Annotated in this window: 12 protein-coding genes; 7 read left to right on the top strand and 5 right to left on the bottom strand. The window is 27.0% G+C overall.

Annotation, left to right across the window (positions count from 1 at the left end; genetic code table 11):
- The first annotated feature begins 1,123 nt into the window (after positions 1-1,123).
- The 5 genes from MBCUT_RS04130 to albA all read left to right on the top strand — a co-directional run bounded on the left by MBCUT_RS04130 (position 1,124) and on the right by albA (position 6,724).
- Positions 1,124-2,194, top strand: a complete 1,071-nt coding sequence (locus MBCUT_RS04130; RefSeq protein WP_067259218.1) for a DUF1786 domain-containing protein — start codon at positions 1,124-1,126, stop codon at positions 2,192-2,194.
- A 251-nt stretch (positions 2,195-2,445) separates the two neighbouring features.
- On the top strand, positions 2,446-3,123 hold the full coding sequence (locus MBCUT_RS04125; protein ID WP_067259215.1) for a PHP-associated domain-containing protein: 678 nt from the start codon (positions 2,446-2,448) through the stop codon (positions 3,121-3,123).
- A 408-nt stretch (positions 3,124-3,531) separates the two neighbouring features.
- A complete protein-coding gene (locus tag MBCUT_RS04120) occupies positions 3,532-4,323 on the top strand; it encodes a DUF63 family protein (protein WP_067259213.1) in 792 nt (263 codons plus the stop codon).
- Between the two features lie 405 nt (positions 4,324-4,728).
- A complete protein-coding gene (locus MBCUT_RS04115) occupies positions 4,729-6,264 on the top strand; it encodes a 2-isopropylmalate synthase (protein ID WP_281177930.1) in 1,536 nt (511 codons plus the stop codon).
- A gap of 181 nt (positions 6,265-6,445) precedes the next feature.
- Positions 6,446-6,724: a DNA-binding protein Alba gene (gene albA, locus MBCUT_RS04110; protein WP_067259209.1), complete on the top strand. Its 279-nt coding sequence runs from the start codon at positions 6,446-6,448 to the stop codon at positions 6,722-6,724.
- A 445-nt stretch (positions 6,725-7,169) separates the two neighbouring features.
- Here albA and MBCUT_RS04105 read toward each other — a convergent pair whose 3' ends face one another.
- The 4 genes from MBCUT_RS04105 to MBCUT_RS04090 form a co-directional block, all read right to left on the bottom strand.
- Positions 7,170-8,399, bottom strand: coding sequence for an outer membrane protein assembly factor BamB family protein (locus MBCUT_RS04105; protein ID WP_067259207.1), 1,230 nt, complete (start codon positions 8,397-8,399; stop codon positions 7,170-7,172).
- Positions 8,400-8,440: 41 nt separating this feature from the next.
- A complete protein-coding gene (locus tag MBCUT_RS04100; RefSeq protein WP_067259205.1) occupies positions 8,441-9,676 on the bottom strand; it encodes an ABC transporter permease in 1,236 nt (411 codons plus the stop codon).
- 379 nt (positions 9,677-10,055) lie between these two features.
- Positions 10,056-11,150, bottom strand: a complete 1,095-nt coding sequence (locus MBCUT_RS04095) for an ATP-binding cassette domain-containing protein (RefSeq protein WP_067259203.1) — start codon at positions 11,148-11,150, stop codon at positions 10,056-10,058.
- 416 nt (positions 11,151-11,566) lie between these two features.
- Entirely contained in the window at positions 11,567-12,055 is a 489-nt protein-coding gene (locus MBCUT_RS04090) for a PadR family transcriptional regulator (RefSeq protein WP_067259201.1), read from the bottom strand.
- Between the two features lie 538 nt (positions 12,056-12,593).
- Here MBCUT_RS04090 and MBCUT_RS04085 point away from each other — a divergent pair.
- A complete protein-coding gene (locus tag MBCUT_RS04085) occupies positions 12,594-13,379 on the top strand; it encodes a sugar phosphate isomerase/epimerase family protein (RefSeq protein ID WP_067259199.1) in 786 nt (261 codons plus the stop codon).
- Between the two features lie 77 nt (positions 13,380-13,456).
- Here the strand turns inward: MBCUT_RS04085 and MBCUT_RS04080 are convergent, their stop codons facing one another.
- A complete protein-coding gene (locus MBCUT_RS04080) occupies positions 13,457-14,248 on the bottom strand; it encodes an HAD family hydrolase (protein ID WP_067259197.1) in 792 nt (263 codons plus the stop codon).
- A 424-nt stretch (positions 14,249-14,672) separates the two neighbouring features.
- Here MBCUT_RS04080 and gatA point away from each other — a divergent pair, with 424 nt between their 5' ends.
- Complete coding sequence (gene gatA / locus MBCUT_RS04075; RefSeq protein ID WP_067259195.1) at positions 14,673-16,049, top strand: Asp-tRNA(Asn)/Glu-tRNA(Gln) amidotransferase subunit GatA; 1,377 nt, start codon at positions 14,673-14,675, stop codon at positions 16,047-16,049.
- Positions 16,050-16,051 lie beyond the last annotated feature (2 nt).

Below are 16,051 nucleotides of genomic sequence, written 5' to 3'. Positions count from 1 at the left end.
TAATGTTATTAACTATAAAGTTGGACTATAATGTTATGAGAGAAACATATAGACAACAATGATAAAGATAATACTAATAAAAGAAGTAATAATCCAGTAGCTTTATTAGCTACTATGAAAAAATACAGAAATACTGATAATAGCTATTATATTAATGTTATTGACTATAAAGTTGGACTATAATGTTATGAGAGAAACATATAGACAACAATTAATAATATTAATAAAAAAAGTAATGATCTAGTAGCTACCAGGCTACTATGAAAAAATACAGAAATACTGATAATAGCTATTATATTAGTATTTTTAACCATAGTATTTTTTAACCATATTTAGAATGATTGTTTCTAAAAAAAGAAGAATTAATCATTTTTTTGGGGAGAAGTTATTTATTTTCTACCCATTTTTTTTCCTTTAATTTTATCTAATAAAAAAATCAACTCCATTTTTTGAAGAGTCATAATAAAAATAAGAATTGATTCTATTGTTTGTTTTATTTTATATAATCCTGAAAGAAAAGATTCTAATCAATGGTTTATTGGAATATTAATCTATTTCATAAATATAAGTTGTTATTATCTTTAATTTCTAAAATAATCTTTAATAATTTTATTATTAAAAATATATATTATGATTATTTAGATTGAGAAATAAATGAATATAAAAGTTTTTAAAAAATATCATTATTTATAAACTTTATTTTCAGGACTATAGTTAAGTAAATATGATAACAACTAAATTTTCAGCTAAAAAACCTATAAAATTCTCTAGTTTTCAGAGAAAATTTTCCAAATTTATCCATTATTGAAGCATTTATCGATGGAAATAAAAAAAAATTATTCAATGCTATAGATTTTTGAATATTCTTAAATTCAATACTATATATACTTTTCAATGTCTAATATTTCCATATATTAATTTTTCAGTTGAAATCACACTTTATTACTCCTATACCAAAAGAATATTCTGTACTTTCTGAAACAAAAATTATAAAACTGGAAAAATAAGAAAAACAAGATTGAAAATCACTCAAAAAAATACAAAAAATCTAGCACCCTAACATATTATAAAATTGAATTGAAATTTTAAATAATTATAAATATTCTTAAAAACAATTAAATCTATGAAGATTTTAGCTATTGATATTGGAGCTGGGACTCAAGATATCTTATTTCATGATAATACTAAAGAGCTTGAAAATTCTATAAAATTGGTTCTACCTTCTCCACCTGTGATAATTGTTCAAAAAATCGAAAATACTAACAACGATTTGTATTTTGATGGGGATATTATGGGTGGTGGAAAAATAAAAGATGCATTAATAGCTCATATGGAAAAAGGTTATGAAATAGCTATGGAAACAAATGCTGCTAGAACAGTTAAAGATGATCTTAGAGTAGTTGAAGATATTGGTGTTGAAATTGTAGAAAAAGATAGTTATGAGATTAATCCTAAATTCGCTAATTATTCAAAAATAACTTTAGAAGATGTGAATGTAGATGAATTAATTTCAACAATAGCTAAATATGATCTAAAATTTTCTTTTGATATAATAGCAATAGCAGTTCAAGATCATGGTTTTAGTGATAAAATGGGTGATAGGGACTTTAGATTTGAAAAAATCAGAGAAAAATTATCAAAACCCAAAAATGTAGAAGAGTTTGCTTACTGGGAAAACGTTCCAGAATATTTTTCTAGGATGAAAGCTGTTGAGAGAACATTGAGGGGAAAAATAAAAAACTTACACCCAATTCTCATGGATTCGAAATTTGCCTCAGTTTGTGGAGCATGTGCAGATCCAGAGGTATCTAAATTAAATAGTTTCGTGGTAATGGACATAGGTAATGGACATACAATGGCTGCTTCTATTGAGGATGGAAAAATTCAAGGAGTCTTTGAACATCATACTTCTAATTTAGCAGGTAACAGTGAGAAAATCGAGAAATTAATTAATAAACTGGTTAATGGTACTATAACTCATGCTGATGTTCATGATGATCATGGTCATGGAGCTCATGTAATTAATCCAATATCTAAGCTTGAAAAAGTTGTGATTACAGGCCCTAAAAGATCAATAATTGAAGATACTAATTTAGATTATTATAATGCTTCTCCAGGTGGAGACGTTATGATGACTGGTCCAATTGGACTAATAAAAGTCACTGAACATTTTTTAAAAGAAGAAAAACCCTAAAGTGTAATATTATAGATTGTAATATTATAAAGCATAATATTGTAGATTGTTATTGTAGATTGTATATTGTAATATTATAAAGTGTAATATTATAGAATAATTAGAAATTCTAGAATTATATTATTTATTATAAAGCGTAATATTATAGAATAATTAGAAATTCTAGAATTATATTATTTATTATAAAGTGTAATATTATAGAATAATTAGAAATTCTAGAATTATATTATTTTTATTCATGATTTGATACAATGAAATTAGACCCTCATATTCACAGTTGTTATTCTGGAGATGCAAGAAGCATACCTAAAGACATCTTGAAACAAGCCAAAAATGTTGGTTTAGATGTAATAGCTATTAGTGATCATAATACTATTCAAGGATCAAAACTAGCTATTGGGGAGAGAAAAAGCTCAGATGTTATCATTATCCCTTCAATTGAAATTAGCTCTGATTCAGGCCATATATTAGGCCTTGGAGTTAGTGAAAATATTACAGAAGGTTTATCTCCTGAGGATACAGTGGACAAAATTCATGATAATGGAGGAATAGCTATTGTTCCTCATCCTTATTCTTTTTATAGAAATGGTTTATTCTCTGATTTTAACAATAATCTGACATTAAATCTTGATATCGAAGGTGTAGAAACAAAAAATGCAAGATATATTCTTGGCTATTCCAACTATAAAGGAAAAAAATTAGCTATTAAACGAAATCTAGCTCAGATAGGATCTAGTGATTCGCATTTTATAGGTGCTATTGGAAATTGTTATACAGAACTCACTGATATTGCCATTGAAGATGAACCCTCTATTGATGATATTTTAGAGACTATTAGAAAAAGGAAAACCATAGCTAAAGGCCATAGAACTTCAAACTATTTAATAGCTAAAGAAGTATTTAATAAAAAGATTAGAAGAATTTATTAATCGATAAATTAGTTATTTGAGGACATATAATTTTAAAATGATTTTTTATCAATATCCTTGTTTTTATTAATTTTTATTATTAATTACCAAGCTATTTTGGATAAAATTATTATTACTATAATATATTAATTAATATGGTATTATATGAAAAAATAATATATTTAAAAATCAATTATTAAAACAATCATTTTCTTATCAATATTAATATGATATATTAATTATTAAAGAATCATTTTTTAAATAAATTATTGATGTGATATATTAATTATTAAAGAATCATTTTTTAAATAAATTATTGATGTGATATATTAATTATTAAAGAATCATTTTTTAAATCTAATTATTGATGTGATATATTAATAATTGATATCATTTCTAAAATAAATATTAATTAAAGGAAATAGGCACATGACAATAGAAATAGCTATTTTAGATTTTTTTCAAAAATACTTTTTTTCAGGATATACATTATTCAATACACTATTTTATGGGATAATTTTAATCATTGCTATCTTTGGAATAATAAAAATCTTTGAACACTATAATATAAATCCTACAGACTTAATTTTTCCCTTAATTCCTTTCATATTCCTAGGTTCTGGAGTAAGAGCTCTTGTAGATAATGGAATTTATCCTTATAACTGGTTTTTAATAACTCCAGGAATTTATTTTATAGTTGGAGCATTGGCTATAATTTCACTTCTTTTTGGAGTATTTCTTCAAAATAGAAAAAATATTGATTATAGATATACGATATTTTTTATAGGACTGTTTTTAGCTATTCCTAATTTGATTAACATTCATTCATTAAATTTAATAGCTATTGCTCAAGTTTTGATTGTTTGGAGTTTTTTAAGTGGCATATTTATAATCATTGGGAAATTTTGGAGTTTATTTAAAAATAAAATTAATTTAGCTATTCTATCTGCTCATATATTTGATGCTTCAACCACATTTATGGCTGTTGATTTTTATGGGTATTGGGAGCAGCATGTTCTTCCAAATTCAATCTATGATCTCTCTGGAACAGCTATTACCATGTTTCCATTGAAAATACTTGTCATCACCTTATCTTTGTATCTCATTGATAAATATATTGAGGATGAAATTCTCTCTGGAACCTTAAAATTAGCTATTTTTATATTAGGATTAGCTCCAGGAGTTAGAAATTTTTTAACACTAGCTATTGGTGTGAGTTAATAATTGATTAATTTTTTTAGGTGTAAAATAATAATTTATTATCTTTTAGGTCTAAGTTATAGTTGATTAATTTTTTTAAAATGATTCAAATGTTCATCTTAATAATTATTTATACTATAGCAAACATATTTTAAAATAGCTATAATTTGTTAAGTTTTCAATAGCTATAATTTGTTAAGTTTTCAATAGCTATAATTTGTTAAGTTTTCAATAGCTATAATTTGTTAAGTTTTCAATAGCTATTTGATAATTTTTTTTATCATTGTTATAATAGCTGTGATGAAATATGCGTAATATATAAGTTATAATAGCTGTGATGAAATATGCGTAATATATAAGTTATAATAGCTGTGATGAAATATGTATAACATATAATATAGCTAACTAGAATATTGAGGAATGATTGTGGAAGCAAACAACTTAGAGAAATCAAAAAAACATATGAATCTTCCTGATTCAGTTAAAATTTTTGATACAACTCTCCGTGATGGAGAACAAGCACCTGGGGTCGCTCTAACAGTTGATGAGAAAATACAAATAGCTCAAAAGTTAGATAACCTCGGAGTAAATACAATAGAGTTTGGATTTCCTGCAGTATCTGTAGGAGAAAGAGAATCTGCTAGATTAATCAATGATTTGGGATTGAATGCTAATTTATGTGGTTTGGCTAGAGTTCTTAAAAATGATATTGATGCTTTGCTTGATTGTGATTTGAGTTATGTACATACATTCATTGGAACTTCTTCTCTTCACAGAGATTTTAAATTAAAGATGTCTAAAGAAGAAGTAATTGATAAAGCAGTTACAGCTATTGAATATGCTAAAGATCATGGAATAACCGTAGAATTTTCAGCTGAAGATTCAACTAGAACAGAAGAAGATTATTTAATTGAAGTATATAAAGCAGCTGAGTCAGCTGGGGCTGATTTAATTAATGTTCCTGATACAGTAGGTGTTTTAGTTCCTACCACAGCTAAATTGTTAATATCAAAACTTAAAAATGAATTAAAAGTGCCTATAAGTATTCATTTCCACAATGATTTTGGTTTAGCTGTTGCTAATTCATTAATGGGTATTGAAGCTGGAGCAGAACAGGCTCATGTGACTGTAAATGGAATAGGTGAAAGAGGAGGAAATGCTTCTCTTGAAGAATTAGTTGTAACTTTGAAAATAGCTTATGGTATAGATTTAGATATAGATACTACTCAGCTATTTAATTTATCTGAATATGTTTCACGTATTACTGGTATTAAAATGCCACCCACAAAGCCAATTGTTGGAGAAAATGCATTTGCTCATGAGTCTGGAATTCATGTGCATGGTGTGCTTGAGAATGCTGCTACATATGAACCAATACCTCCGGAATTAGTTGGTCACAAAAGGAAAATAGCTTTGGGCAAACATACAGGAGCCAGTGCTTTAAAAGCTAAGCTTGAAGAATATGACATTGAGTTGAACCAAGATCAGTTCGATTCTGTATATCATCAGGTTAAAGGTCTTGGTGATAAGGGTAAATGTATTACTGATGCTGATTTGAAAGCGATAGCAGTAACAGTTCTGGGTAAAGCTAAAGAGGAATCGATTAAGTTGCTTGGATTATCTGTTATGACAGGAGAATCTGTATCGGCTACAGCTACTGTTAAATTGATGATTAATGGTAAAGTCAAAGAAACATCTAGTATTGGTGTTGGTCCAGTTGATGCAGCTTTAAACGCAATTCAAGATTTAGTAAAAGATACTACAAATATAGATCTTGAAGAATACAATATTGATGCTATTACTGGAGGAACTGATGCATTAGCCGAAGTATTTGTTATAACTTCTGATGAAGATGCTAATAAGGCTACAGGAAGATCTACTCGTGAAGATGTAATTATGGCCAGTGTAGATGCTGTTTTAAATTCAATTAATAAAATTTTGATGATAAAAGAAGCTCAATGATAATTGTTTTCATATATAAATAGATTCTCTTATTAGATGAATAAGCATTATTATTTGTTTATTTATATTTTAAGTAAATTCTTTTTATATGAATTATATAAAAACATAACTATATATAAACATAAGAATTATATAATGGTATTACTATATATAATACAACATCAAGTTGGAGGTCCATTTAATGTCAGAAGAAAATATTGTTTACATAGGAAATAAGCCTGTAATGAATTATGTGCTCGCAGTAGTTACTCAAATGAACAATGGTGCGCCCGAAGTCATTTTAAAAGCTAGAGGTAGGGCCATTAGTAGAGCTGTTGATGTAGCGGAAATCGTCAGAAACCGTTTTATTCCAGACATGGATATTGAAAATATAGACATTTCCACTGAAGAAATTGCTGGAAGTGATGGAGCAAATACAAATGTTTCTACAATCGAGATTCACCTAAAAAAAGATAATTAATCAGATATTTATTTCTATTTTTTCATTCTATAATTAAGTAATAATAGTATATATTTCTTTATTTCTATTTTTACTAAATAATTATAAACATTCTATAAATAATAATATAAACATTTTATTAAATGATTATATAACTAATATTAATTAAATCACTATTTTTAGATATATATTTTTATTGATATAATTTTCAAGTAATCAAATGATTATAATAATAAAATGATTATAATAATAAAATGATTATAATAATAAAATGATTATAATAATAAAATGATTATAATAATAAAATAATTATAATAATAAAATGATTATAATAATAAAATAATAATATAATTTGAAAATAAAGTAGATAATTGCAATAAAATTAAATGTATTCATAGATAGTATTTCATGGGGAACTATCTCATATATTTAATTAAGTATTTATTATCATAATTATTCATTGTTTTTAATTTTGCATTCGTTTTTTTCGTACTATTAATAAAGCTATTATAATTGCAACAACAGCTATTAAAATAGCTATAGTGTAGTATAGGAATATGGATGTCGGAGCTTCTAATTTTTCACTATCTAGTGAATATAAATATCCATCATTTCCAGCAACAAATAAACTTTTTCCGTAAACTACTGGTGAAGAACTAATAGCTGAATTAAATATATAAGTTCCAGGATTATAATTGAATTCTACATTACCAGTGTATTTATTTAAAACATAAATACTTCCATCGTTAGAACCAATAGCTATTTTATCCCCATAAAGTGCTGGAGTTGATTGAACTGCTGCACCTGTTTTATATTCCCATTTGAAAGTTCCATCCCTTAAATCTAATGATGTGATATATCCATTATCAGATCCAATAAACACACTATTTTCTCTATTATCAATAGTCGGTGATGAGATTACTTTATTTCCCAATTCATGTTTCCAAACAACAGATCCATCTGTTGAATTTAAACTATAGATAGTTCCATCTTCTGAGCCTATAAATATTTTTCCTTGGGTATAAGCAGGAGAAGATGTTACAGCATCTCCAGTTACATAATTCCAAATTTTAGTTCCATCACTAGCACTTAGTCCAAAAATTTTTCCATTTGTTGATCCAATAAATAAAGTTCCATTAACCACTGCTGGTGAAGATTTTACTTTTCCACCAACTTCACTTTCCCATATTTTAGAGCCATCATTTGCATTAAGGGCATATATTCTTCCATTATTTGCTCCAAAATATAATATTCCATCTTTTATTGAAGCAGTAGATTCAATAGGTTTGGATACTTTGAATTTCCAAGATATTTTTTTGTCTTCTACATTGTAACTATACATATATCCTTCAGATGTACCAATAAACAAATTATTTCCATCTATTACTGGTGAAGCTACTATTGTTCCCCCTAGGTCATAGCTCCATTTTTCATCTCCATTTTCCATATTGATAGCTTTTAACATTCCATTTTCTGTAGCTAAATAAATAACTTTATCTTTTATTGCGGGTGAAGATTTAACAACTCCTCCCATATATGTTGTCCATAAATTAGATACAAAATTTCCTGCTTCTGCAAGATATCCAGTATGTTCTGTATTTTCATGGAACATTGTCCAATTTGCACTTGAAACTCCTGTAAGAGATCCAATAGCTATTAAACTTATTAAAATTATAAATATTCCTTTTTTATTCATTTTAACACCTAATTATCGATTAAATATTCCAGGTCTCTTACTCACACATCTCTATTAAATCTTACTACTCCTAATCCAAAGAATAAAGCTGTAAAGCCAAGTAGAACGACAATATCAATCCAAACATCTCCTAATCCAGCTCCTTTTAGCATTATTCCTCTCATAGCATCATTTAAATACGTTAATGGAGCTATATAAGCTATTTTCTGGAATATCCATGGCATTGTTTCTATAGGATAAAAAACACCAGATACAAACATCATAGGCATGGTAAATGGCATAACCATTTGTGTATAATCTTCTTGACTAGATGCAGTTGCAGATATCATTATTCCAAATCCAACAAAACATAATGCTCCTATAATAAGCATTATCACGGCCAAAGCTATATTTCCATTTATTGTTATTCCAAAGAGCAATATGGCTGTTACAAGAAGTAGAATTGCTTTTGCTGTTTCAATAGTGAGTTTTGAGATAATTTTTCCACCAATAACTGTAGCAACACTTGTCGGAGTCATGAATAACCTAGCTAATTCTCCAGTTTCTCTTTCACCTGCTATAGACTGTCCCATTCCCATCATACATGACATCATCATTGTCATAGCTAGTATTGCTGGAACTAAAAAGTCAATATATGCAATATCTCCATATATCTTATTTATTTGAAGATTTATTGTATTTACTACTCCATTAAGGCTGTTAGTAATACCATTGGCAACATCAGTTCCTTCACTCTCAGTGCTAGTCTCACCTGAGCTTTCAGTACTAATATTTTCACCTGTAACTGATGCCGTAGGTCCTGTAACAGATAATGTAGCTAGTTTTTCTGCCCCAATCTGAGATCCAATTTGAGCAAATAATCCTTGAGTTGAAGGAACTATGGCTTGACCAGCTATTTGATCAGAGGAATCTAAATAGAGAACAACCGTCTTAGCCTGATCATCACTTAGATCCTCAAAATTCGATGGAAGAATAATGGCTGCTTTCACCTCTCCACTATCAACCATAGATTTTGCTTTATTTACATCATTAGTAATACTTTTTACTTCAAACATAGATGTATTTTTAATAGCCATTAAAGTCATGTCTGTCACATTACCATGGCTTTGTTCTACAACTGCTACAGGGATATTTTCAATTGAACCTCCCATTCCATAACCAAATAAGGTTATCATAATAATTGGAAATACTAACATGGATATAAGGCGTGTTTTATGCCTCCAAAGAGATAAAAGATCTTTTTTAAGCATCCACAATATTTTTTTCGTTTCCATAATATCTTTTCCTTTAATATCTTGTAATTTTTAAATCTCACTACTCAATTTAATTAATTTTGTAAATTTCATTAGTAATTTAAGTAATTAATTGTTTTAATTAATTTATTATAAGTATTAATTAATTTTTATTAGTAATTTAAGTAATTAATTGTTTTAATTAATTTATTATAAGTATTAATTAATTTTTATTAGTAATTTAAGTAATTAATTGTTTTAATTAATTTATTATAATTATTAATTAATTTTTATTAGTAATTTAAGTAATTAATTGTTTTAATTAATTTTTATTAGTAATTTAAGTAATTAATTGTTCTAATCAATCTTATTAAAGCATCAATCAACTTCTTATTTTATTTCTAGGTAAATATTTTTTTAGCTATTATTTAACAGCTTCAATGTCTATGGATTCAAATTTCTTTTTCGCTGTTAAATCAACAAATACATCTTCTAGTGATGGATCATTCGTAGTTATAGAAGTTATATTTCCATTATTTTTCATAATAATTTCAATAACTTCATTTATTCCATCATCCTTTGAAAATTGATCAATATCTACACTTATTCTTTTGTTATGGCTCTGTTTAACTCCATATACAAAATTTAAATCTTTTATTTTTTCAATGATAGTGTCACTTAAATTATCAACCATCATACTTAATTCTGTGGTAGGTATATGGGTATCAAGTTTATTTTTAGTAACTTCTGAAGCTTGATGATCTGTAATATCTGATATGTTATTTTTCATTTCATTCATCAAAGGATAATCTTTAACAAAAATTTCTTCTTGTTTAGCCATCAAATTATCTTTTAACTTTTGAGGGGTATCAAATGCAACTAATTTACCATTATTCATTATTCCAATATTTTCACATAATTTTTCAACTTCATACATGTCATGAGAACATAATATAATGGTATGGCCATTGTCATTCAATTCTTGAATTAATTCCCATAAAACTAATTTTGTGGTAGGATCTAATCCAATTGTAGGTTCATCTAAGAATAAGACATCTGGTTTGTGGATTAAACTAGCAACAACAGAAACTTTTTGTTTTTGTCCTCCAGACATTTGTTTAACTAATTTATTTTCAGCATATTTGATATCTACAAGTTCCATAAGATCAGCTATTCTTTCTTCTTGCTTATCCTTTGGGATCCCATAGTAGTCAGCACATAGACTTACATTTTCTCTAGCAGTTAAATCTCCATATAAACTAACTAGTTGAGGAACCATTCCTATTTTTTTTCTTACTTCATCTGGTTTTTTAGTTATATCATATCCGGACACACTGGCTGTTCCGTGTGTAGGTTGAATCAAACAAGTTAACATCTTTATAGTAGTGGTTTTTCCAGCTCCATTTGGACCTAAAAATCCAAAAATACTCTTATTTTTTACTTTCATATCAAGAGCATCTACAGCTAAAAAATCATCATATTTTTTTGTAAGAGATTCAGTTTCTATTGCATATTTCATTTATTTTTCACCATCCATCGACTTTTAATGATTTTTTACTATATAAATATTTTAATATTTAAATTTCAATTTTTTCATGTATTTTTGATGTGTATTTTAATTTCTAATAGCTATTTTAATTTTAATTTTTAATAGCTATTTTAATTTCTAATAGCTATTTTAATTTCTAATAGCTATTTTAATTTTAATTTCTAATAGCTATTTTAATTTTAATTTCTAATAGCTATTTTTTTTTAGATGTATTTTTCTTTACATTTAGTTTAAAAAGTAATAAGGCGTGGGTCCCACATCATATTCTTTTTTAATTATAGATTCTATATAATTATCTTTTTTGAACATTGTAATCAGCTTACACATTAACAATCTTATTTTTTCCTTCTTTTATTTTATTAGATCTTTTAGTTTTTTTCTAATTTCTAATCATCAAATATATTTTCTTTTATAAATTCTTTGAATATTGGAGGAGTTCTAGTTTTAAGGATTATTTGTACTTTATTCATTGTAACTACACCTTTTTGAGTAGCTTCATAATATTTTATCTTTCGTTTACCTTCCATTTCCCAAGTACCTTCTATCAGCCCTTTTCTCTCGAGGTCTCTTAATATTGGATATATTCTATTAGAACCCAGTCCTTCTCTTCCACGTCTCTTTTTGTCTTCTTGCATTTCTTTTAAATCGTCATCTTCAATTGGACATTCCCAACCTTCATTTAATTTTTTAATCAATTCATATCCGTATGTTCTTTCTTTTGTTATGATCCAAAGAATGATGAAAGTTACCAATTTCTTTTTCATCATTCCTCCTATAGAGTGTTTCAATAGCTTCTTATCAAAATCATGAAAAGAACTTTTAGGACCAAACTTGTGCCAATGTTCTTCAAATTTTTTATTTATCTGGTCTCTCATAAATTTCACTTCCATTACAATAACATGAATCTTAATTGATGCATATTGCAAAATTTAAGTTTTGAATGTTTAACATAGTATCTAATTGTGATATATTATTTTTAGGATATATCCAATTTTGGATATATACATATTTGCTATATTCTCTATATAAATGTTTCGATAGATATTAATGACTATCATTGATATCTCTTAGATTGGCAATAATCATCGTTAATATCTTCTATATTAACAATCAAAATCGTTAACTATTTTTAATTAAGATTATTATTTTAATAATGGACTTAAATTAGAAAATAATAATATTGTTAATACATAATTTAATCATAATCGTTAATTCACAATAAAATCATGAAGTATGTTTTAAAAGAATAGATAAATGTCTAATCTAGAGAAAAAAAATGTTTTTAAAAATATACATGTTATATATGGAGGTAGTATGATATTTTTAAAATTAAAAACAACATATTTAACATTAAAAACAAATAAAAAATCTAGTAATTGCAAACACGATATATCATGATTAAGGAGTGTAAAAATGAAAATAGGTTTTTCATCATTGGCTCTTTTTATGAAGCCATTGGATAAAATTTTTCAAATAGCTAAAAAGGACGGGTTTGCAGGAATTGAAATATTGTGTGAAGGTCCTTATTGGCCTAGATATTTAATAAACAACAGAAAAAAACTAAAAATAGATGAAATAGCTGATCTAGCTAAATCATGCAATATTGAGATTTTTCTCCATGCTCCAACCATAGATTTAAATCCTGCAAGTATGAATAAAGGAATAAGGGATGAAACAGAAAAACAAACCATTGAAACACTAAATTTAGCTGATATTTTAAATGCGGAAGCTATTACTACGCATCCCGGCATGGTTCATAGAAGAGAAAGAAGAATTAGGGATTTAGCTATTGAATATAGTATTGAAACCCTCAAAAATTGTCAAGATTATGCCGATGATATTGGAATAACATTATCTATTGAAAATATGCCTAAAAAATTTTCTTATTTAGCTAACTGCCCTGTAGAACATAAAATGATCGTGGAAAATGTTGGTTCTTCAGCTACTATTGATTGGGGTCATGCTAACACATATAAAAATCCATTAGATATCTTAAAGACGCATAATATTGCTTATTTTCATTTAAATGATAATAATGGTTTAAAGGACCAACATCTTTTACTTGGGGAAGGAACAAGCAACTTTAACTATGAAATTTTAAAGTGTATTGATATGGGAATAATCGAATTAAATAGCTATGAAGATGTTTTAAAAAGTAAAAAATTCTTAATTACTCAATTAGGCAGTGAAAACAAATAATATTTGATATAACAACATTTTTGTTAATACTTTATTATAATTAACTAATAATAATTAACTAACAATAATTATTTTATTCAAAAATTAATATCTAATAGTTCTGTTATATTATTAATGACGATATCTACTTCATCAATTATGCTTTGAGAAATTGGCTCATTCTGTTCCAATGTGAGAACGCTCAAATCTGCTTTTTTGAAGGCTAAAATATCATTAGGTCCATTACCTACCATCATTACTTTGTATCTACTCTTTAATTCTACCACTATTTTTTCTTTTCTCAAAGTGTTTGCAGTATCGAATATATTCTCTTTGGGGATATTAATTATCTTTCCAATTTCATGCAATGATTCTTTTCGATCTCCAGATGCTATAAAAGGTTCAATACCTTGATTTTTTAATGTTTGGATTACACAAGCTACATGGGGGAATATTTGGCCTCCTGCAGCTATTATATATTCTATTTCATCATTTGAGACATTGAATAGAAAAGCGGATCCACTACAAAGTTGAATAAAGTTATTTTTTTTCTTTAAATAAGAAGCAACATTTTGAAATTCTTTCATTGTCACAGTATTATCTTTGAGTTTCTTTAAAATATCGTTCTTTCTAATGTTTGATGAAGAATAGCTAATATCTACATCTATGGCATTGTTTGTTAGAAAATCATACAATTTCTCTTTAGGATCAGCTTTCATAATGGATTTTCGCGTATCAATTTGCATTACAACAAGAGCACTGTTTCCTAACTTATCAACTAGTTCTAATGATCCTGATTCAGATAATTTCCCAGTATTTATATTTTTTACAGCCCTACATCTTTTAATTAATGTTCCAGCAATATCAAACACAACAGCTTTTTTTAACATTATCCTTCTCCATTTTATCAATATTTGATATCTTTATTAGTTAATATTAATTTTTTCATATTAAATAATTGCTTAATTATTTAAACTTAAAAAATATAATTATATTATTATAAATCCTATTTGATAAAATCAATTATTTGGATTATAATATCATGATTATTGTATATATTAGAAATTTATCTTTGTATATATCTTAAATTATAATTACTAAAATTTATAAAAGTATAATTATTTGAATTACTATTAAAGAATAATTGTTAAATTCACAGTAAATCATTGTCGATTTAAATCATACTTGTTAAATTCACAGTAAATCATTGTTGATTTGATCATACTTGTTAAATTCACAGTAAATCATTGTCGATTTAATCATAATTATTAAATTATCTATAATTATAGCCTATTTATTATATCAGGTGTTTTAATGAATATTTTAGGAAAATTAGAAGCAATAAAAAATCAAGAATTAAAAGCACAGGATAATGTAGAAAACTTTGCAACCATAATTGAAAAGAAAAACGGTTCCTTAAATGCTTTTTTAGAAGTGGATAAAACTGGATCTTTAGCTAAGGCCAAGGAAATTGATACTAAACTAAACAATGGAGAAAAAGTTGGATCTTTAGCTGGTTTAGTATTTGGAATAAAAGCTAATATCAATGTAGAGGATCATATAATCTCTGCATCTTCTAAAACACTGGAAAATTATTGTAGTAGCTATGATGCTACTGTCATCAAAAGAATAAAAGAAAATGATGGGATAATAATTGGAATAACTAATATGGATGAGTTTGCAGCAGGTAGTTCAACTGAAAGTTCTTTTCATGGAGCTACAGACAATCCTGCAGCTCTTGGAAGGATTCCTGGGGGATCTAGTGGTGGAAGTGCAGCGGCTATCGCAGCAGAGATGTGTGATATTAGTTTAGGTAGTGATACTGGAGGTTCAATAAGAAATCCCGCCTCTCATTGTGGAGTTATAGGTTTTAAGCCAACTTACGGGGCTGTTTCAAGACAAGGCCTTTTGGATCTTTCGATGAGTCTGGATCAAATTGGTCCACTAGCTAATGATACAACTGGAATAGCTATAGCTTTAGATACTATTGTTGGTTATGATGAAACAGAATGTACTAGTTTAAATCAAGATTTTCCTGTTTTCACAGATTCAATAACTGAAAATTCAGAAAATGCCTTTAAAGATATGAAGATAGCAACCTGTAAGCAATTCAATGAAGTGACTGATGAGAATATCAATAAGATAATTGATAATTCAGTTGATAAAATCACCGACCTTGGTGGTGAAGTAGTGGAATTAAGCTTCGATTATATTGATTTGTGCCTACCTACATATTACTTAATTAACTATGTCGAATTTTTCTCAAGTACTAGAAAGTATGATGGAAGAAAATATGGACATAAAATTGAGGATGTCTGTGGAAAAGAAGTTTTAAGACGAATTGAAATGGGAGCATATATTTCTCAACAAGAATTTAGTGGTAAATATTATAAAAGGGCATTACAAGCACGATCACTCATAAGAAATGAAATAAGCAAACTTCTTAAAGATGTTGATTTAATAATAGGACCAACTGTTCCAAAACTTCCTCATAAAATCGGAGAAAAGCTTGAGCCAATGGAAATGTATGCCTATGATATTTTAACAGTAATAGCTAATTTAGCAGGAATACCAGCAGGAAGTATTAAAGCAGGAGAGTCAAATGGAATCCCAGTTGGTTTACAATTACAAGCTAAACCAAATGATGATCTTAAGATTTTAAAAGCTATGAATGCTTTTGAATCATTATAATT

It is taken from the genome of Methanobrevibacter cuticularis (assembly GCF_001639285.1).
GTDB lineage: Archaea > Methanobacteriota > Methanobacteria > Methanobacteriales > Methanobacteriaceae > Methanobaculum > Methanobaculum cuticulare.
The sequence above is the reverse complement of the archived record's forward strand: the minus strand, read 5'-3'. Positions and strand labels throughout refer to the sequence as shown.

Excerpts from the sequence above, each read along its gene's own strand:
- MBCUT_RS04130 (WP_067259218.1), top strand. The coding sequence starts at position 1,124 with ATGAAGATTTTAGCTATTGATATTGGAGCTGGGACTCAAGATATCTTA.
- MBCUT_RS04125 (WP_067259215.1), top strand. The coding sequence starts at position 2,446 with ATGAAATTAGACCCTCATATTCACAGTTGTTATTCTGGAGATGCAAGA.
- MBCUT_RS04120 (WP_067259213.1), top strand. The coding sequence starts at position 3,532 with ATGACAATAGAAATAGCTATTTTAGATTTTTTTCAAAAATACTTTTTT.
- albA (WP_067259209.1), top strand. The coding sequence starts at position 6,446 with ATGTCAGAAGAAAATATTGTTTACATAGGAAATAAGCCTGTAATGAAT.
- MBCUT_RS04105 (WP_067259207.1), bottom strand. The coding sequence starts at position 8,399 with ATGAATAAAAAAGGAATATTTATAATTTTAATAAGTTTAATAGCTATT.
- MBCUT_RS04095 (WP_067259203.1), bottom strand. The coding sequence starts at position 11,150 with ATGAAATATGCAATAGAAACTGAATCTCTTACAAAAAAATATGATGAT.
- MBCUT_RS04090 (WP_067259201.1), bottom strand. The coding sequence starts at position 12,055 with ATGAGAGACCAGATAAATAAAAAATTTGAAGAACATTGGCACAAGTTT.
- MBCUT_RS04085 (WP_067259199.1), top strand. The coding sequence starts at position 12,594 with ATGAAAATAGGTTTTTCATCATTGGCTCTTTTTATGAAGCCATTGGAT.
- MBCUT_RS04080 (WP_067259197.1), bottom strand. The coding sequence starts at position 14,248 with ATGTTAAAAAAAGCTGTTGTGTTTGATATTGCTGGAACATTAATTAAA.
- gatA (WP_067259195.1), top strand. The coding sequence starts at position 14,673 with ATGAATATTTTAGGAAAATTAGAAGCAATAAAAAATCAAGAATTAAAA.